Raw genomic sequence first — 16,343 nt, forward strand, 5'->3', positions numbered from 1 at the left:
CATGGCACTGTCCCGCCGCACCACCGTCAAACTGGCCGCCGCGCTGCTGCTGGCCACCGTATCCCAGGTTCATGCCGCGGATTTGCTGGCCACCGTCAAGGCGCGCGGCACCCTGAAAATCGCCATGGAAGGCACCTATCCGCCCTTTAACTACAAGGATGCGAAGACCGGCGAGTTGCAGGGCTATGACGTCGATGTGGCGAAACTGGTGGCGGCCAAACTCGGCTTGAAGCCGGAATTTGTCACGACCGAGTGGGCCAGTATCCTGGCGGGACTGGTCAGCGGCAAATACGACGTGATCGTGTCGCAAGTGACGATCCAGCCGAAGCGGGAAATGGTGTTTGATTTTTCCACGCCGTATACCTATTCCTCGCCCCAACTGATCCAGCGCCGCGACGACAAGACCGCCTATGCCTCGCTGGCCGACTTGAAAGGCAAGAAACTCGGGGTGGGGCAGGGCAGCGTGTTTGAGCAGCAAGCCAAGGCGGCGGGCGGAATCGATGTGCGCAGTTATCCGGCGGCGCCGGAAAACCTGCGCGACCTGTCGGTGGGCCGGATCGATGCGGCGCTCAATGACAGCCTGATGACGGCCTACCTGTTGAAGACCTCGGATTTGCCGATCCGCGCCGGCGCCCGGGTGGGCGCGGGCGAACGCTGCGGCATCCCCTTTAAGAAGGGCAATCCGGCATTCAAGGCGGCGCTGAACCAGGCGCTGGCCGAGGCGGCGGCGGACGGCAGCCTGAAAGCGGTGGCTGTCAAATGGTTCGGTACGGATGTGAGCCGGGCCCCGTAAATGGAGTGGGTGACGCAGTGGGCCGGCCTGTTGCGGGACGCGGCGCCGGTCATGCTTGCCGGCGCCGGCAATACGCTGGTGTTTGCCGTGGCGGCCATGGTGGGCGGCCTGGCGATCGGTTTTCCCGTCGCGGTGTTGCGCATCTTGCCGTGGCGCGTCCTGTCCTGGCCCGCCGCCCTGTATGTCAGCCTGATGCGGGGCACGCCGCTGCTGGTGCAGCTGTTCGTGATTTATTACGGCCTGCCCGGCATCGGCATTGAATTCACCCCGGTCACGGCCGGGATCCTGGCGTTGAGCCTGAATGCGGGCGCGTACCTGTCCGAGAGTTTGCGCGGCGCGATAACCTCGGTGGCGCGCGGGCAGTGGTGGGCCAGTTATTCGCTGGGCCTCGGTTACCGCGACACGCTGGTGCACGTGGTGATGCCGCAGGCGCTGCGGGTGGCGGTACCGGCCATGAGCAACAGCTTGATCAGCCTGATCAAGGATACCTCGCTGGTGTCGGTCATCACGATGGCGGAATTGATGTTGACCACCAAGGAAGTCATTGCCACCACGTTCCAGCCGCTGCCGCTGTACCTGGCTGCCGCCGCGATTTATTGGGTCATGAGCCTGGCGTTCGAAGCCTTGCAGCGTTATGCCGAGCGCCGCCTGAACCAGCCACACACGCGCTGAGTCCGTTGGGGCGCTGTTGTGTTCGTACACTCGACACACCAGGAGGGGCATGCTAGTCTAGATTTAAAGATAGCGCGCGATCTACCGGCACTCCAGCGGCACTCCACAATAAGGGCGGTGGCATGGACAAGGAACTGCATGCATCGGTGTTACTGTCCCCCGACCTGCTGCGGCCGGTGCTGGGCGGTAGCACGTTATCGGTCAGCGATGCCGGCTCCTTCGAAGACCTGGCACTGACCCCGGAGCGCGCCCGCTACGAGCAGGACCAGGCCTATTTCAACGACATATACTTGCTGGCGCCGGTCGGCTATTTCGTGCTGGCGTTCGACTCCACCATCCTGCAAATGAATATCGTGGGTGCGGATCTGCTGGGCCTGAAGCGCAACAGCACGGCCCAGGTGCCGTTCCGCCAATTCATCGCCCCCCGCTTTCTGTCGGATTTTGACAACTTTATCCGCGACGCCGCCAACACCAGCGCGCCGCAGCGCTGTGATTTGCAATTGACCCACGGACGCCCCGGCGAACAGGGGTTTGCCGCCTCGCTGCGCGCCAGCGCCGACGGCAGCGGCCAGGCGATCCGGGTCGTGGTGGAGCTGGCCGAGGGCAAGCTGGCCGCGCTGGAAAAAAGCGAAGAACGCTTTCGCCGCATCGTACACAGCGCGGAAGAGGGCATCTGGGAAATCGATGCGCAAGCGCGCACTTCGTTCGTCAATCCGCGCATGGCGGCCATGCTGGGGTATAGCATCGAAGAAATCCTGGACCAGCCGCTGGTGGCGTTCATGGATGACGAGGGCCGCGCCATCCTCGAACGCAATATCGCGCGCCGCCAGCAAGGCATCGCGGAGCGCCACGAATTCAAGTTCGTGCGCAAGGATGGCCAGGAATTGTGGACCACCCTGGCCACCAACCCGATTTTCGACCATGCCGGCGCCTATATGGGGGCGCTGGCGCTCGTGACCGACATTACCGCGTCGCGCCAGTCGGCCGAACTGATCTGGCAGCAAGCGAATTTCGACCAGTTGACGGCACTGCCGAACCGCCACATGTTCCATGACCGGCTGGCGCAGGAAATGAAGAAAGCGCGCCGCGAAGGGCTATTGCTGGCGCTGCTGTTCATCGACCTTGATGGCTTCAAACTGGTCAACGACACCTTTGGCCATGAGCAGGGCGATGCGCTGCTGGTTGAATCGTCGGCCCGCATCACCGCGTGCATCCGCGCCTCCGATACGCTGGCGCGGCTGGGCGGCGATGAATTCGTCGCCATCGTGGCCGGGCTGGACCACGCGTCGTCCGTGGACCGCGTGGCGCACAACATCATCACGTCGCTGCGCCAGCCATTCCGGCTCGAGGGCGGCGATGGCTGCGTGTCGGCCTCGGTCGGAATTGCCCTGTTCCCGTCCGATGCCTCGGACGCATCCGAACTGTTGCGTCACGCCGACCAGGCCATGTATGCGGCCAAGAATGCCGGCCGCAACCGCTATCACTATTTCACGCCGGACTTGCAGCAAGCCGCGCAGCGCCGCCAGCGCCTGTCGGCGGATTTGCGCCATGCGTTGGCCGATGGCCAGTTCGAGCTGTATTACCAGCCGATCGTCAACTTAAACACCGGCATGATCGAGCGGGCCGAAGCGCTGCTGCGGTGGCGCCATCCGGAGCGCGGTTTGCTGCATCCGCATGACTTCATGCCCTATGCGGAATCGTCCGGCCTGATCGTCGACATCGGCGACTGGGTTTTCCGGCGCGCGGCGGAGCAGGTGCGGCAGTGGCAGCTGGAACTGGGGCGGCCATTCCAGGTCAGCATCAACCAGTCGCCGGCGCAATTCCGTGGCGCCGGTGCGGCGGACTGGCTCGACCACGTGGAAAAACTCGGACTGTTGCCGCGCTCGATCGTGATTGATGTGACGGAAAACGTGTTGCTCGACGATGCGGCGGAAGTGCTGGAACGCTTGCGCCACTACCGCGCCATGGGCTTGCAAGTGGCGCTCGATGATTTCGGCACCGGTTACGGCTCGATGGCGCACTTGCGCAAATTCGATATTGATTTCATCAAGATCGACCGCTCACTGGTGCAGGACATGGTGGGGGATTCCGGCGACCTGGCGCTGTGCGAAGCGCTGATCGTCATGGCGCACAAGCTGGGGCTGAAGGTCGTGGCGGAAGGGGTGGAAACCCCGGCGCAGCAGGCGCTGCTGGTGGCGGCCGGCTGCGACTATGCGCAGGGCTATGTGTTTGCCCATGCGGTACAGGCCAACAAGTTTGCCGGCATGGCGAGGAATGGCTTGCCGCGCTTGCCATGACCCGGCGTTGGCCTGGACAATAAAAAACGGGCCAGCGGCCCGTTTGTATTTCCATGCGGCAATAACCTGCGGTATAATCACATCCGCAAACCCAGCAGCGCCATCACGCGCTCCCGGTTAATGCCGGTCAGCGCCGACGTCAGGCTCAGCAGCGAAGAATAGCTGGGTTCGTTGGCCGTCGTGACAAAATTCTGCGCCGCCTGGTCCATCCCGGCCGCACTGACTTCCGGCATGGCCGACGTGGCGCGCTGCGAGGCATCGGCCAGGGCCAGGTTGACTTTGGACAGCGCGGCTTCCACGTGGGCCAGCGCCTGGATCACTTGGTGCAGTGTCTGGCGGATCATTTCCGCGTCATTGGTGTGCCACTGTTCCGGCATGATGACGGGGGCTTCCGGTTCGGTCCGTACCCGGTTCAATTGGCCGGTCGGGTAGCGGATACCGCCGCCCTGGATCGCCATGGTATCGCGGACGTTGGCCCAGTTCGATTCCGGGGTGATAAATTCCAGGTCGCCATTGTCCGCCAGCGACACACTGATGTTGACCGGCGCCAGCGCCTGGTTGAAGCGCGCGATGATTTCATCATCCGACAAGCCCGGTTCCAGCTGGACCGACCGCAAACCCTGTGCCCCGTTGCCCACTGCAATGGCCAGCGTTTCGCGGGCGCCGTGACGCAGGTTACCCATGGTCATGCCTCGCACTTTGAAGCGCTGCTGCGATTCATTGCTGCTGTAGCTGAGCTGGCTGTCCAGGGTGCCGCCGGACGCTTCCTGGCGGTTGCGCCAGGTATCGCTGAACTGGCGGACGCGGGCTTCCACCTGGCCGTCTCGGCCCTGGCGGCTGGCCAGCTTGGCGGACAGTTCCGCCTTCAGTGCTCGCAGCTGTGCGGCGCTTTGTTCCAGGAAATCGACGGCTTGCTGTGCACCTGAAATATCCCGCTGCAGCGGCTGGTCCCAATTGCTCAGGCCGCGCCGGGCCACCGGAGCGGGGGCGCTGGTGGCGCCGACCTGCTCTGGCGCAGCGGACTGCGCTGCCGAGCCGGTCGAATCGACCTTGCCGGCAGAGCTGGTCTTGCTGCCCGAAGGGGCGGCAATTCCGCTGGAACTGGTGCGCTGAGCGATTTGCATGCGAGTTACAGTACGTTAAAGAGAGACAGGTTGCTTACTTTGGCATAGGCCTTGTAAGTGGATTGCAAAGCAATATTGTAGCCATTTAAATCCGTTGCGGCGACACCGTAGTCGAGTTTACCGAGGTCGGTCAGCGCCATCTGGTTCGACAGGCTGACATTCGAGTGATTGTCCGCCAGGGTCGACATGATGTTTTGCGCACCGCCCAGGTCCGCGATTTTCGTGGACACCAGGTTCAGCGCATCGTCCGCGCCCACCAGGTTCGCCTGCAGGGTGGCGCGCATGGTCGGGTCGTTGGACGAGATGCCGGGCGTTGCCAAGCCTTCCAGGCTGGCGTCGATCTGGTTCAGGAACGTTTCCAGGCCCTTGACATTGACGTTGGCGGTTTGCGAAATCCCGTTGCCGACCACGACTTCCTGCTTGCCATCATTGCCAGTATAGGTGTAGCGCGACCCGGCCGCTGCATTTTCATCGAATGTGATCGCATCGGTTGAGGTCAGGGTGCCGGAAAACACGAAGCGGCCTTCGGCGTCGCGCACATTGGCGCTGTACAGCATCGAGTCGCGCAGCGAAATCATGGTTTGTTTCATCGACTGCAAGTCGTCCGGCGTGACGGAGCCGCCATCGAGCGCCCACACCAGCAAGTCGCGCACCTGGTTGATGTCGCCGACGGTACTGGTCAGGAACGTTTCATTCTTTTGCAGCCGGATTTTCACCGCGTCGATATTCGCGCGGTACTGGCCGACCTGCGCTTCTTCGCGGTTCAGGCGCGAAATCCGCACGTTGGTCAGCGGATCGTCGGACGGCACCATGACGGCGGCGCCGGACGCCATTTGTTCGGTCAGTTTGCTGATCTTGTCCTGGTTGACCGCCAGCGAGCGGTTCATCGAGGCCTGGAACTGTGAGGTGGCGATACGCATGCTGTGGCTCCTTAGAACATCGCCAGGGTCGAGTCAAACAGTTCATTGGCCACGGCGATTGCTTTCATGTTCGCCTGGTACATTTTCTGGAATTCCATCAGGTTGACCGCTTCCTCGTCCTGGTTCACGCCCGAGGTCGACTTCCAGTCGTCTTCCGCTTGCTGCCGGATGGTATCGGCGGTTTTCAGCAAGGCCTGGTTTTGCTGGCTGTCGATGCCCAGCTTGCCAACCATTTGCGTATCGGCGTCGCCCACCAGCACCGAGCCGATCGACGTCAGGGTGATGGTCTGGGTGCGGATGCCGATCAGGCTTTGCAGGTTGGCGCTGTCGCCCGGCGTGCCGTCGGCGGAAAACGCCAGCTGGCTGGCTTCGAAGGCCGGGTCGATTTGCAGCATGCCGGTGGTGCTGGCGGCATTGAAATTGAACAGCGCAATGCCGGGGTTGCCGTTGACATCGGTACCGGCCAGCAATTGCGTATTGACCTTGGCCGACAACTGGTCCGCCATGTCGACGATCGATTGCTGCAGCGGGGCCAGGAATTTATTGCGGTACGACGACAGGCCACCCATCTGGCCACCCATCGCGCTGTCGTCCAGGTCGAACGAATTATTGTTGAACGACAGGTTCAGGATCGAACCGCTGGCGGTCTGGCGGAACGACATGACGGAACCTTGCGGGCCGATCACCAGGGGCTGGCCGGTACGCAGCGACACGCTGCGCGAACCGTCCGGCTGGTCAATGACTTCGATCGACAGTTTCGACGCCAGGCGGTCAATCGCCTGGTCGCGCTCGTCGACCAGCGCCGACACGTTGGTGCCCAGCGCTTCGGCGCCGATCACGGTCTGGTTCAGGCGGGCAATCGCATCGATGTCGGCGTTGATGTTCGGAATCAGCGCCTGGCGCTGCTGGTCGATCGACAGCCGCTGGTTGGCCATCACGTTGTAAATACTGTTGAAGTGTTGCGACATGGCGTTGGCCGCTGTCACGACTTGCTGGCGCAGCGGTGTCGACGTCGGATCGACGCCGGCTGCATTCAATGCTTTGAAGAATTGATCGACGCCGGCGCTGATGCTGGACTGGTCATCGCCCATGACGCGCTCCAGCTGCGACAGATACGGCTGGTTCTGGCTGTACTGGCCCTGGTCGGACGCGGCGCGCCACAGTTGCTGGCTCTTGTACGAATCGGAAAAACGGGTCAGGCCGGTGACTTCCACACCCATGCCGGGCTGCTTGCTGGTGATGCCGGGAGCGACCGAAGCAAGGTTCACGCCCTGGCGCGTGTAACCCTTGGTTTGCAAGTTGGCAATATTCTGGCTGGTCGTCGTCAGCGCGGTTTGCGCGGCGAGGGCTCCAGACAATGCGTTGTTGATAATGCTCATGTAGCAAGTCTTTCCAGGTAGTGGCCGGGATTGCCTGCTATGTGCATGGAGTCCGGCCGGTTATCTGATATAGGCGACCACCGGCGGCCGGGCATTAAATCGATGGTGAAGATTTTATGTCCGGCAACACTTTACGTTGCCCTTCGGAAAGTGGCATGGGGGCGGCGGTAGGGTGGAGCGGCAGGGCGGCGCCCTCCGGCGTCGCGGGCGGCGCGGCGGCCGGCAGCAGTTGGCGCAAGATGGCGTCGGCAACGCCGAACGCGCGCCGGCCCGCCATCTGATCGGCCACCAGGTTGTCGGCCATGTCCAGCATGTCATCGTTGGTTTTATCGCGGTGGCCGCTGTCGTCTTCCTGCAGCGCCCGGCCGGAATTGCGCATCTGGTGCAGCATGTGCGAAATGAAAAACGATTCGAATTTGACGGCCGCTTCGGTGGCCTTGGCGCGATAAGTCGGATCGACGGTGTCGGTCGCCGCCAGCGTTTCCGCAGCCTGGCCAGCCGCGTCCCGGACGGGCGCCAATCCTTCCTGCTTGCCCATGTCCAGTTGCCGGGGCATGACGGGAGCGAGTCGGTTATCCATAATAGTTATCCTAAAATCCGCAGGGCGGTTTCGCGCCAGCGAAGCCGCCCTGCAGCGGCAATGTTTAAATCACCACCAGTTCGCCTTCAATGGCCCCGGCCTGGTCCAGCGCCTGCAGGATCGCCATGATGTCGTCGGGCGTGGCGCCCAGGCTGTTGATGGTGTCGATAATGGTTTGCAGGCGGGCGCCGCCCGGCCATTTGAAGGTTTGCGCGGCATTCTGGTCGACGCTGACTTGCGACTGCGCCGACGCTTGCGTGGTGCCGCCCTGCGACAGTGCATTGGGCTGGCTGACCTTGGTGCTTTCTTCGATCGTGACTTTCAGCGAGCCGTGCGTGACGGCCGCGGGGCGCACCCGCAAGCCTTCCGCGATGACCACCGTGCCGGTGCGGGAATTGAAGACGACTTTCGGCGTTTCATCGCCCACTTCGATTGGCAGGGCTTGCAGCTTGGCCATGAAGGCCACGCGCTGGGTTGGATTTTCCGGCGCCGCGACTTCGATGCTGCTGCCATCGGAGGTGGTGGCAATCTGGCCGAACTGGCGGTTGATGGATTCCACGATATTGGTCGCGGTCTGGAAGTGCGGGTGGCGCAGCGCCAGGCGCACCGACGGTTTGGTGGCGAAATCGGTGGCGATTTCCCGTTCAATCATGGCGCCATTCGGGATCCGGCCCGCGGTTGGCGTATTCACCGTCACCGACGAACCGCTCTTGCCGCCGGCGGCAAACCCGCCCACCACCACATTGCCCTGGGCCAGCGCATAGGTTTCATTGTCGGCGGCTTTCAGCGGCGTCAGCAGCAGGGTGCCGCCCCTTAAACTTTTCGCGTCGCCCAGCGACGACACCGTGATATCGATGGCCTGGCCACGGCGGTAGCCTGGCGGGAACACCGCCGAGACCATCACCGCCGCCACGTTCTTGCTTTTCGCATCGGTGCCGTCCGGCATTTTCACGCCGAATTGTTTCAGCATGTTGATCACGGACTGGCTGGCGAACTTGACTTGCGTGGTGTCGCCCGAACCGGCCAGGCCGACTACCATGCCATAGCCGACCAGCGGATTTTCCCGCACGCCTTCGACCGTGATGAGGTTGCGCAGGGTTTGCGCGGCCTGCACCGGCGCGGCGGCAGTGAACGCCGCCGTGGCGGCGAAGGCAAGGGCGGAGAGCAAACGATGTTTCATGGCATCACCTTAGAACGGCATCAGGGGGCCGGTAAAGAAGCGGACCAGCCAGCCGGGTGAGTTGGAATCGGCCAGGGTGCCCGATCCGGAATACGCAATGCGTGCATTGGCGATGCGCAGCGAAGACACCTTGTTGTCGGCGTCAATGTCGGCGGCGCGCACATAGCCGCGCAGACGGATGAATTCCTCGCCCTGGTTCAGGGTCAGCAATTTTTCGCCGGCCAGGCGCAGCAAGCCGTTCGGCATGACTTCCTGCACCACCACCGTGATGGCGCCGGACAGCGCATTTTGCTGGGTGCTGGTGGCGTCGCCTTCAAACGTACGGCCCGCGTTCAAATCAATCGCGGCTTTCGGGAAGGTTTTACCGAGCAGGCTGGGCGCGGCGATATTGACGCCGGAATCCTTGCTGAAGCTGGTGCCGGCCGATTTCGACGCGTTGGTGGTTTCTTCCAGTAACACGGTGACGACATCGCCGACGCGGAAGGCGCGGCTGTCGGAATACAGTGACACGCCGGAATCCGGCGAAAACACGCCGCCCGAAGTGCCACGGTGGACCGGTTGCGGCGAGCGCCCCATGGCGGGCGCCTCGTCGAACGGGCCAGGCCGCACGGGGGGCGGCTGTACTGCGGCGCAGCCGGTCAGCGCAATCGCGACCGCCGCGGACAACAAGGCTTTCATTATCGTGCTGCCTGGGCCAGGTATTGCAGCATATTTTCCGCTGCCGACAAGACTTTGGTATTCATTTCATACGCGCGCTGGGTGGCGATCATGTCGACCATTTCTTCCACCACCTGCACGTTCGAGCCTTCCAGTGCGCCTTGTTTCAGCTTGCCGTACTGGTCGGTACCCGGAGCGCCCTCGGTCGGCGTGCCGGACGAGGCGGTTTCCGCGAACAGGTTGTCGCCCAGCGCCTGCAAACCGGCCGGGTTGATGAACGAGGTCAGGGTCAGCTGGCCCACCACGGTCGGAGTTGGCGAGCCGGACGTGGTGGCCGACACCGTGCCGTTTTCCGCGATCGTCACGGCGATGGCGTTGGCGGGAATCGTGATCTGCGGCACCAGCGGCAAGCCGGAAGCGTTGACCAGGATGCCGTTGGCGTCGAGCTGCAACTGGCCGGAGCGCGTGTAAGCGGCTTCACCGTTCGGACGGCGCACTTGCAGGAAGCCCTGGCCGCTGATGGCCACGTCGAGCGCATTGGTGGTGTTCTGGATGGTGCCGTTGGTAAAGATTTTATGGGTGCCGGCGACTTGCGTGCCGTTACCCAGCTGCACGCCCGAGGGCGACAGCGTGTTGTTGTCCGCGCGCTGTGCGCCGGGCTGCTGTTCGATCGAATAGTGCAAGTCCTGGAACGAGACGCGGTCGCGCTTGAAGCCGACCGTGTTGGCGTTGGCCAGGTTGTTGGCGATCGCTTGCAGTTTGGCGTCCTGTGCCTGGATACCGGTCTTGCTGATCCACATTGCGGGATTCATGGTTTACTCCTGTCGTTTAACCGCCAACCAGGCGGTTGCCGGCCTCGGTCATCTTGTCGCTGGCCTGGAACATTTTCATTTGCACGTCGAACGTGCGGTTCAAACTCATCACGGCGACCATTTCCTCCACGGCCGACACGTTGCTGCCTTCCAGGAACCCGCCGCGCACCTGCACGTTGGGATCGACCTGCAAAGGCTGGCCATTGCGCGCCACCAGCAGGCCGGAAGCGTTCTTGGTCAGTTCCGACCCTTCCGCATTGACCAGCTTGAGCTTGTCGACCACGGTCATGTTGGCGCCGCCCGGCGGCTGGATGGAAATCGTGCCGTCGGTGCCGAATTCCACCCGCGAATGGGGCGGCAAACGGATCGGGCCGCCGCCACCGAGCAACTGCATGCCGTTGACCGTCATGGTCCCGTCGGCGTCGAGCGTGATGCTGCCGGCGCGGGTGTAGGCTTCGCCGCCATTCGCGGTCTGCACCGCAAAGTAGCCGCTGCCGCCGATCGCCACGTCCAGGTCGCGCCCGGTGCTTTTCAGGACGCCCGCCTTGGTGTTGATCGAGTCGGCCTGCATTTTCGCGCCATGCCGGTCGTCATAGCCATAACCAGGCATGGCCTGGGTGGTGGCCAGCGCCATGGTGGCGCGGAAACCGGCCGTGTCGATGTTCGCCAGGTTATTGGCGTGCACCTGTTGCCCGCGGAGCGCCAGTTCGGCGCCCGTCAGGGCGGTATAAATCAATGCGTCCATGATCTACCGGAGCTTACATGGCTTGCATCAGCGACTGCAGCACGGTGCTTTCCGTCTGCAACACTTTGGAGTTGGCCTGGTAGTTGCGCTGCGCCGTCATCAGGCCCACCAGTTCGGTGGTGACGTCGACGTTCGACTGTTCCAGTGCCGACGTGGTCAGCGAACCGGCCATGCCCACGCCCGGCGTGGTGTACAGCGGCGTGCCGGACGCCAGGTTGGCGGACCAGCTGGTATCGGAAATCGGCGTCAGCGACGTTTCGGAAGGGAAGGTCGCCAGGGCGATCTTGCCCACGGTCTGGCGCTGGCCATTCGAGTACTTGGCGATCAGCGAACCATCCTTGTCGATTTCCGTGCCGGTGAAATTGCCGGCGCCATAACCATCGGCCTTGTTGACGGAAGTCGCGGCTTCGCCGGCGAACAGCGTGCTGCCGGTGTAGTCGATGACCACGCTCAGCGGATCGGCGCCGTTGTCCGGGGTGATGGTGTAGGTCAGGGTGCGGGTTTCCGGCTGGCCGACGGTGGTCGGCACGATCACGCCCTTGGTGTCGAACATGATCGACTGCGCGCCCAGCGCGGAATCCTGGCCGTCGACCGCGTAATAGATGTCGACTTGGTTCGGGTTGGTTTCGTTGCGCACGAAGTACTGGGTCAGGCTGTGCTGGTTACCGCGCGAATCGTAGATCACCGACACGCGCGACATGTTGTACGTGGTCGGGTCGGGAATCACCGGGTTGTTCGGGTCGGTCAACACGTCCGGCGGCACGAACGCGTGGGCGCCGTCCGCGTTTGGCGCTTTCCAGTCGGCCGAGAAGTTGGAGGTGTACGACAGCTTGGTCGAAACCACGGCGGGGATCTGGCCGGCAGGGACGGTCAGGTCGCCCAGCGGGCCCAGGACGGTGGAGCCGGGTTCTTGCGCGAAGCCCTGCACGCGGCGGCCGCTCTGGTCGACCAGGAAACCGTTGGCGTCCGAATCAAAGATGCCGACGCGGGTATATTGCGGCGCGCCCAGGCCATCCTTGACCACGAAGAAACCGCGGCCGTTGATGGCGGCATCCATGCCGCGGCCGGTTTGCGTGGTGCTGCCGATGGTGGCGATACTTTGCGAAATGGAACCGATCTTGGTGCCCGATGCCTGGTCGCCCGCATATTGCGAGGCGAAGTTGGCGCGGCTGGACTTGAAGCCGATCGTGCCGGCGTTGGCGATGTTGTTGGAGATGGTACCCAGTTGTTCGTTAATAGCCTGGATGCCAGACATTGCGATATCGAAGCCCATGATGGATTCCTTTCAGTTCAGAACAGAAGTAGCGAGGTGATGTGCTAAGTTGGCTCAGTTAGTGCTGGCAACCGTGGATTTGCCATTAAAGGCGGAAATGGCGCTCGGCGAAACTTCACCGACTCCGGCGATGTTCAACACCACCGCGCCACCGGAACCGAGGCGGACGCTGTTGAGGCGTCCTGTCAGTTCCATCGGTGGACTTTCTTTGGTGCTGGTTTCAACGCGCATCTTGTAGTCGCCGTAGGGCAGACCGAGCGTGGCGGGGTCCAGCACGAATGGCACGTTACCCGCGGCTTGCATGCCCAGGCTGACTTTATGTTCCACACCATCGACGCCGGTCAGCACCAGGGTAGTGGAGGTGCTTGGCGAACCCAGCGTGAAGCTGCCGCGTGCCGGCGTGCCGCTCAGCTGGACGGTCTCGGCCGACACGGTCAGGTCGGAGCCCACTTGCGCGCCCAGCGACAGCGCCTGCATGCCTTGCAAGACGCTGGCATTGGTGCTGGTCAGGTTCGACAGTTTTTGCAGCGCTTCGGTTTGCGACAGTTGCGTCAGCTGCGATACGAACGCGGCCGGGTCGTTGGGCGACAGCGGATCCTGGTTTTGAATTTGCGCCACCAGCAGCTTGGTAAACATCAGCGATGTTTCAGTGCCGCTCGCCAGCGGATTGGTGCCAACCGAACTCTGGTTGGCCGCGCTGCTATTCGAATTCGTGAACAGATTGGTTTGCATAAGATTAGCCCTCGCCGAGTTTCAGCAGCGACTGTTGCATGCCGCGGATGCGGCCCAGCACTTCGACATTGGTTTCAAACGCACGCGCGGCCGACATCATGTCCGTCATTTCCGCCACCTGGTTGACGTTCGGATAGAACACCATGCCTTCCGCGTTGGCCAGCGGATTGCCGGGTTCATACACCTGGCGCAGCGGTTCATTGCTTTCCACCACATCGACCACTTGCACGCGGCCACCGGCGCCTTCGCCGGCGCCTTCCTGCATCATGGTGGCGAACACGGGTTTGCGCGCGCGGTAAGTCTGGCCTTCGCTGCCGGCAACCGACTCCGCGTTGGCCAGGTTACTGGCAACGGTATTGAGGCGCACGGTCTGTGCCGCCATGGCCGAACCGGCGATTTGGGAAATGTCTTTGAAGCTCATGATGCGGCCCTCTTCGGTGGGGTCTGCGGTTGTCTGGATTATTGACCGTTGATGGCCTTGGCCAGGCCCTTCAGCTTCATGTTAATGAAGGTGAGGCTGGTGCCAAATTCCGTGGAATTCTGTGAAAACGCCGCTTGCTCAACGCCAATCTCGACGGTGTTGCCGTCACGGGTCGGGTGGAACGGCACGCGGAACATGCGGCCCTGGTCGCCTTCAAATGTGGGTTCGCCTTTTTCGGTGGCCTGGTGGTTGGCCAGCATGGCGCCGAAATCCATGTCCTGGGCCTTGAAGCCCGGGGTGTTTTCATTCGCGATATTGGTGGCCAGGATGCGCGTGCGGTCGGCACGCAAGTGAAGTGCATCGGCATGCATGCCGATGGCGTCCTTGAAATTAATTCCCATAGCGCCTTCCCCCTGTTAACTCGCTGTCGCCCATGTACAATTGCTTCGCGGCGTGCTGCGCAACGCCCTCAAATAATAAAGGTATTATTGCTCATGTTCAACAAACCCATTGTACCCCGGTTCGCGCTCTTATTGTCGGTCAGCATGCCAAATCTTTGCATGGCAATATCGAGTTCAGACCAGATTGTGGCGCAGGTGGAACAGGTTGCCAAAGAACATTTATCAAGGAGTGCAGATTCGGCTGGATGGCGTGACGCAAAGTTCGAAGTGGCCGCCGTGGTGACCCGCGTGATCCCTTCGTGCAAGGGAAAAGTCACGGTGGAAGCGGCGGATGTGCGGCAGCCGACGCGCATGCGTTTGATCGCGGAATGCCCCGGTACGGATGGCTGGAAGTATGACTTCATCGTGCGCGCAAAAGTCAGCGCGACGGTCGCGGTGATGGCGGCCGATGTGTCGGCGGGCAAGCCGGTGCAGGGCGCCGATGTGGCGTTTGAACGGCGCGATATCACCTTGATCACGGACTCGGTGGGCGATGAAGCGGCCTTGCTGGGCATGTCGGCGCGGCGCTCGCTGCGCAATGGCGAATTGCTGCGGCAAAGCATGTTGGTTGAAGCGCAAGTGATCAAACGGGGCGATCCGGTGCGCATCGTGGCGCGGCGCGAACAGATCGAAGTCAGCATGGCGGGGGAGGCGCTCGACGCGGGCGCGCGCGGCGGTTTGATCCGCGTGCGCAACCTCAGTGGGACCGTGATACGGGCCCGGGTGACGGGCAGCGGAACAGTGGAACCTGCCGAGCTGCCCATGACGCGCTAATCCCCTGTGGCTTGCACCGGCTGGCGCCGTTGCAACTGGGTTGCCAGCTTCATCAGCTTGTCGGCATACGACGGGTCGGTCGCATACCCGCCGCGCGCCACGCCCTGCGCAAAGGCGCGCGCATCGGCCCCGGTGTTGAGGGCGTCGCGGTAGCGCGGATTATCCATCAGCACACTCGCATAATCACGGAACGCGCTGGCCGTATCCGCATAGCTGCGGAACTTTTCGACTTTCTTCATCGGCAAGCCCATTGCATATTCGGTGGTGGCGGCGGACGTCACCGCGCCTTGCCACTGGCCGCCGGCCTTGATGCCGAACAGGTTATTGCTGGCGCCCAGCGGATGCTGGCCCCAGCCCGATTCCAGCGCCGCATGGGCCGCCACCAGTTCCGGCGCCACGCCGAGTTTTTGCGCGGCTTCCGTGGCCCACGGCATGATCGATTGCAGGAATTCTTTTTGCGATTCCGTGTTGGCGTTGTTCAGGGTGGCGGTCAGGATCGCCCCGGAACTGTCGGCCATGCCGGCCGCGCGGGCGCGCATGGCGATCGATGCCGAACTTTGCGACGGCAACACGCCGGGTTCCGGCGTCACCGCATCCTGGATAAACGTGGCGACTTCGCGTTGCGCCTTGCTGAAGGTGGTCGTGCCGCCGCTGGCGAAGGGCGCATTGATGGCCGCCATGGAGGCCGCAAACGAACCGCCAACCCCGCCGGTCGGCGCGGTCGGCCGCACATTGCTGGCGGTTGCCGCCGTGGCCCGGGTGGGCAAGGTGGCGGCGGTGAACGCGGTGAAGTCAGGACGGCTCATGTTGCAACGGGATTAAACAGGTTCGTAAATCTGGTTATCGCCATGCAGCACGCGCTGCATGATGGAATATTGTTCAACCATCAAATCGGTATTGCGCTTGCCCAGGCGTTTACATTCTTTCGCCATGGTTTCCAGCGCCAGCCAGTCGGCCTCCAGCTTGACGCGCGCTTCCGGCTTCAACAGCGCATAGACATCGGCCATGCGGGCATCAGGGCCCGCCACGGCTTGAGCCAGCGCCACCCGTTCCGCGCGGCGCACTTCCATGGTATCGACCAAAACCGAGATTTCTTCAGCCAATTCGTTGAGCCGCTGGCTTTGCCTGCGCAGCGCCGCGGTAAATTGCTGCTCCAGCAACGCTTGCAGCGCCTGGTAAGCGTGGTGGTCCGCCGCCACGCCCTGCAGCAACAATTGCAATGCTTCCTGCCGCGTCGGCGCGACACCACTGGCTGCAGTCACTTGTCAGTCCCTAAATGGAAACGCTGCACCAGGCCGGCCAGACGGTCCGGATCAAACGGCAATTCGCCCTTGGCCAGCGCATCGCGCAGCATGGCGACCCGCTCGTGGTCGATTTCCGGCATGTCTTTCAGCGCGGCCATGGCCGGCTGCAACACGGCCGATTGCAGTTCGGCAGGTTTGCTGGAGGCGGCCGGCGCTTGCGGGCCGTCCGCTGGGGCACTGTCTGCTGTACGGTTGACGGCAAACGCGTCACCGATCCCGGAAGATATTCTCATACGCTGA

19 protein-coding genes are annotated in these 16,343 nt (G+C 62.6%); 4 read left to right on the top strand and 15 right to left on the bottom strand.

The features are described from left to right. The first annotated feature begins 1 nt into the window (after nucleotide 1). The 3 genes from AC1RRC_RS06070 to AC1RRC_RS06080 all read left to right on the top strand — a co-directional run bounded on the left by AC1RRC_RS06070 (nucleotide 2) and on the right by AC1RRC_RS06080 (nucleotide 3,762). Entirely contained in the window at nucleotides 2–793 is a 792-nt protein-coding gene (locus AC1RRC_RS06070) for a transporter substrate-binding domain-containing protein (protein WP_493054367.1), read from the top strand. Nucleotides 794–844: 51 nt separating this feature from the next. Beyond that, nucleotides 845–1,465, top strand: coding sequence for an amino acid ABC transporter permease (locus AC1RRC_RS06075; protein WP_493054703.1), 621 nt, complete (start codon nucleotides 845–847; stop codon nucleotides 1,463–1,465). Between the two features lie 122 nt (nucleotides 1,466–1,587). Continuing rightward, nucleotides 1,588–3,762, top strand: coding sequence for a putative bifunctional diguanylate cyclase/phosphodiesterase (locus AC1RRC_RS06080; RefSeq protein ID WP_493054368.1), 2,175 nt, complete (start codon nucleotides 1,588–1,590; stop codon nucleotides 3,760–3,762). 77 nt (nucleotides 3,763–3,839) lie between these two features. Here the strand turns inward: AC1RRC_RS06080 and AC1RRC_RS06085 are convergent, their stop codons facing one another. The 12 genes from AC1RRC_RS06085 to flgB all read right to left on the bottom strand — a co-directional run bounded on the left by AC1RRC_RS06085 (nucleotide 3,840) and on the right by flgB (nucleotide 13,986). Beyond that, on the bottom strand, nucleotides 3,840–4,886 hold the full coding sequence (locus AC1RRC_RS06085) for a hypothetical protein (protein ID WP_493054369.1): 1,047 nt from the start codon (nucleotides 4,884–4,886) through the stop codon (nucleotides 3,840–3,842). Between the two features lie 5 nt (nucleotides 4,887–4,891). After that, nucleotides 4,892–5,806 carry a flagellar hook-associated protein FlgL gene (flgL, locus tag AC1RRC_RS06090; protein ID WP_493054370.1) on the bottom strand — a complete coding sequence of 305 codons (915 nt, stop codon included), beginning with the start codon at nucleotides 5,804–5,806 and terminating at the stop codon, nucleotides 4,892–4,894. Nucleotides 5,807–5,817: 11 nt separating this feature from the next. Then, a complete protein-coding gene (flgK, locus tag AC1RRC_RS06095) occupies nucleotides 5,818–7,185 on the bottom strand; it encodes a flagellar hook-associated protein FlgK (protein ID WP_493054371.1) in 1,368 nt (455 codons plus the stop codon). A 94-nt stretch (nucleotides 7,186–7,279) separates the two neighbouring features. Further along, entirely contained in the window at nucleotides 7,280–7,765 is a 486-nt protein-coding gene (locus tag AC1RRC_RS06100) for a rod-binding protein (RefSeq protein WP_493054372.1), read from the bottom strand. Nucleotides 7,766–7,829: 64 nt separating this feature from the next. Continuing rightward, nucleotides 7,830–8,945 carry a flagellar basal body P-ring protein FlgI gene (locus AC1RRC_RS06105; protein WP_493054373.1) on the bottom strand — a complete coding sequence of 372 codons (1,116 nt, stop codon included), beginning with the start codon at nucleotides 8,943–8,945 and terminating at the stop codon, nucleotides 7,830–7,832. Between the two features lie 9 nt (nucleotides 8,946–8,954). Beyond that, on the bottom strand, nucleotides 8,955–9,623 hold the full coding sequence (flgH, locus tag AC1RRC_RS06110) for a flagellar basal body L-ring protein FlgH (protein ID WP_493054374.1): 669 nt from the start codon (nucleotides 9,621–9,623) through the stop codon (nucleotides 8,955–8,957). Beyond that, nucleotides 9,623–10,414 (bottom strand): flagellar basal-body rod protein FlgG, encoded by a 792-nt coding sequence (flgG, locus tag AC1RRC_RS06115; protein ID WP_493054375.1) that lies wholly within the window; start codon nucleotides 10,412–10,414, stop codon nucleotides 9,623–9,625. Before flgG ends, flgH begins: the two co-directional genes overlap by 1 nt. A 16-nt stretch (nucleotides 10,415–10,430) precedes the next feature. Further along, nucleotides 10,431–11,159, bottom strand: coding sequence for a flagellar basal body rod protein FlgF (locus AC1RRC_RS06120; RefSeq protein ID WP_493054376.1), 729 nt, complete (start codon nucleotides 11,157–11,159; stop codon nucleotides 10,431–10,433). Nucleotides 11,160–11,172: 13 nt separating this feature from the next. Next, complete coding sequence (locus tag AC1RRC_RS06125; RefSeq protein ID WP_493054377.1) at nucleotides 11,173–12,432, bottom strand: flagellar hook protein FlgE; 1,260 nt, start codon at nucleotides 12,430–12,432, stop codon at nucleotides 11,173–11,175. Between the two features lie 54 nt (nucleotides 12,433–12,486). Continuing rightward, nucleotides 12,487–13,164 (bottom strand): flagellar hook capping FlgD N-terminal domain-containing protein, encoded by a 678-nt coding sequence (locus AC1RRC_RS06130; protein ID WP_493054378.1) that lies wholly within the window; start codon nucleotides 13,162–13,164, stop codon nucleotides 12,487–12,489. A 4-nt stretch (nucleotides 13,165–13,168) separates the two neighbouring features. Next, nucleotides 13,169–13,585 (bottom strand): flagellar basal body rod protein FlgC, encoded by a 417-nt coding sequence (gene flgC, locus AC1RRC_RS06135; RefSeq protein WP_493054379.1) that lies wholly within the window; start codon nucleotides 13,583–13,585, stop codon nucleotides 13,169–13,171. 38 nt (nucleotides 13,586–13,623) lie between these two features. Further along, nucleotides 13,624–13,986 carry a flagellar basal body rod protein FlgB gene (gene flgB, locus AC1RRC_RS06140; RefSeq protein ID WP_493054380.1) on the bottom strand — a complete coding sequence of 121 codons (363 nt, stop codon included), beginning with the start codon at nucleotides 13,984–13,986 and terminating at the stop codon, nucleotides 13,624–13,626. A gap of 159 nt (nucleotides 13,987–14,145) precedes the next feature. On the opposite strand from flgB, the gene flgA reads away from it, so the two are divergent. Further along, entirely contained in the window at nucleotides 14,146–14,799 is a 654-nt protein-coding gene (flgA, locus tag AC1RRC_RS06145) for a flagellar basal body P-ring formation chaperone FlgA (protein WP_493054381.1), read from the top strand. Here flgA and AC1RRC_RS06150 read toward each other — a convergent pair. From AC1RRC_RS06150 to AC1RRC_RS06160, 3 genes are read right to left on the bottom strand one after another with little or no spacing between them, the layout of a single operon-like run. After that, nucleotides 14,796–15,605: a glycoside hydrolase family 73 protein gene (locus tag AC1RRC_RS06150; RefSeq protein ID WP_493054382.1), complete on the bottom strand. Its 810-nt coding sequence runs from the start codon at nucleotides 15,603–15,605 to the stop codon at nucleotides 14,796–14,798. The two genes, flgA and AC1RRC_RS06150, sit on opposite strands and share 4 nt — an antisense overlap. Before the next feature lie 12 nt (nucleotides 15,606–15,617). After that, nucleotides 15,618–16,061, bottom strand: coding sequence for a flagellar export chaperone FlgN (gene flgN, locus AC1RRC_RS06155; RefSeq protein WP_493054383.1), 444 nt, complete (start codon nucleotides 16,059–16,061; stop codon nucleotides 15,618–15,620). Then, nucleotides 16,058–16,336 (bottom strand): flagellar biosynthesis anti-sigma factor FlgM, encoded by a 279-nt coding sequence (locus AC1RRC_RS06160; protein ID WP_493054384.1) that lies wholly within the window; start codon nucleotides 16,334–16,336, stop codon nucleotides 16,058–16,060. The genes flgN and AC1RRC_RS06160 overlap by 4 nt, the downstream gene beginning before the upstream one ends. Nucleotides 16,337–16,343: the final 7 nt, after the last annotated feature.

The organism is Pseudoduganella sp. GW821-FHT12E03, from assembly GCF_058807115.1.

What these genes read in the sequence shown, in the direction of transcription:
- AC1RRC_RS06070 (WP_493054367.1), top strand. Translation starts at nt 2, where the DNA reads ATGGCACTGTCCCGCCGCACCACCGTCAAACTGGCCGCCGCGCTGCTG.
- AC1RRC_RS06075 (WP_493054703.1), top strand. Translation starts at nt 845, where the DNA reads ATGCTTGCCGGCGCCGGCAATACGCTGGTGTTTGCCGTGGCGGCCATG.
- AC1RRC_RS06080 (WP_493054368.1), top strand. Translation starts at nt 1,588, where the DNA reads ATGGACAAGGAACTGCATGCATCGGTGTTACTGTCCCCCGACCTGCTG.
- AC1RRC_RS06085 (WP_493054369.1), bottom strand. Translation starts at nt 4,886, where the DNA reads ATGCAAATCGCTCAGCGCACCAGTTCCAGCGGAATTGCCGCCCCTTCG.
- flgL (WP_493054370.1), bottom strand. Translation starts at nt 5,806, where the DNA reads ATGCGTATCGCCACCTCACAGTTCCAGGCCTCGATGAACCGCTCGCTG.
- flgK (WP_493054371.1), bottom strand. Translation starts at nt 7,185, where the DNA reads ATGAGCATTATCAACAACGCATTGTCTGGAGCCCTCGCCGCGCAAACC.
- AC1RRC_RS06100 (WP_493054372.1), bottom strand. Translation starts at nt 7,765, where the DNA reads ATGGATAACCGACTCGCTCCCGTCATGCCCCGGCAACTGGACATGGGC.
- AC1RRC_RS06105 (WP_493054373.1), bottom strand. Translation starts at nt 8,945, where the DNA reads ATGAAACATCGTTTGCTCTCCGCCCTTGCCTTCGCCGCCACGGCGGCG.
- flgH (WP_493054374.1), bottom strand. Translation starts at nt 9,623, where the DNA reads ATGAAAGCCTTGTTGTCCGCGGCGGTCGCGATTGCGCTGACCGGCTGC.
- flgG (WP_493054375.1), bottom strand. Translation starts at nt 10,414, where the DNA reads ATGAATCCCGCAATGTGGATCAGCAAGACCGGTATCCAGGCACAGGAC.
- AC1RRC_RS06120 (WP_493054376.1), bottom strand. Translation starts at nt 11,159, where the DNA reads ATGGACGCATTGATTTATACCGCCCTGACGGGCGCCGAACTGGCGCTC.
- AC1RRC_RS06125 (WP_493054377.1), bottom strand. Translation starts at nt 12,432, where the DNA reads ATGGGCTTCGATATCGCAATGTCTGGCATCCAGGCTATTAACGAACAA.
- AC1RRC_RS06130 (WP_493054378.1), bottom strand. Translation starts at nt 13,164, where the DNA reads ATGCAAACCAATCTGTTCACGAATTCGAATAGCAGCGCGGCCAACCAG.
- flgC (WP_493054379.1), bottom strand. Translation starts at nt 13,585, where the DNA reads ATGAGCTTCAAAGACATTTCCCAAATCGCCGGTTCGGCCATGGCGGCA.
- flgB (WP_493054380.1), bottom strand. Translation starts at nt 13,986, where the DNA reads ATGGGAATTAATTTCAAGGACGCCATCGGCATGCATGCCGATGCACTT.
- flgA (WP_493054381.1), top strand. Translation starts at nt 14,146, where the DNA reads ATGGCAATATCGAGTTCAGACCAGATTGTGGCGCAGGTGGAACAGGTT.
- AC1RRC_RS06150 (WP_493054382.1), bottom strand. Translation starts at nt 15,605, where the DNA reads ATGAGCCGTCCTGACTTCACCGCGTTCACCGCCGCCACCTTGCCCACC.
- AC1RRC_RS06160 (WP_493054384.1), bottom strand. Translation starts at nt 16,336, where the DNA reads ATGAGAATATCTTCCGGGATCGGTGACGCGTTTGCCGTCAACCGTACA.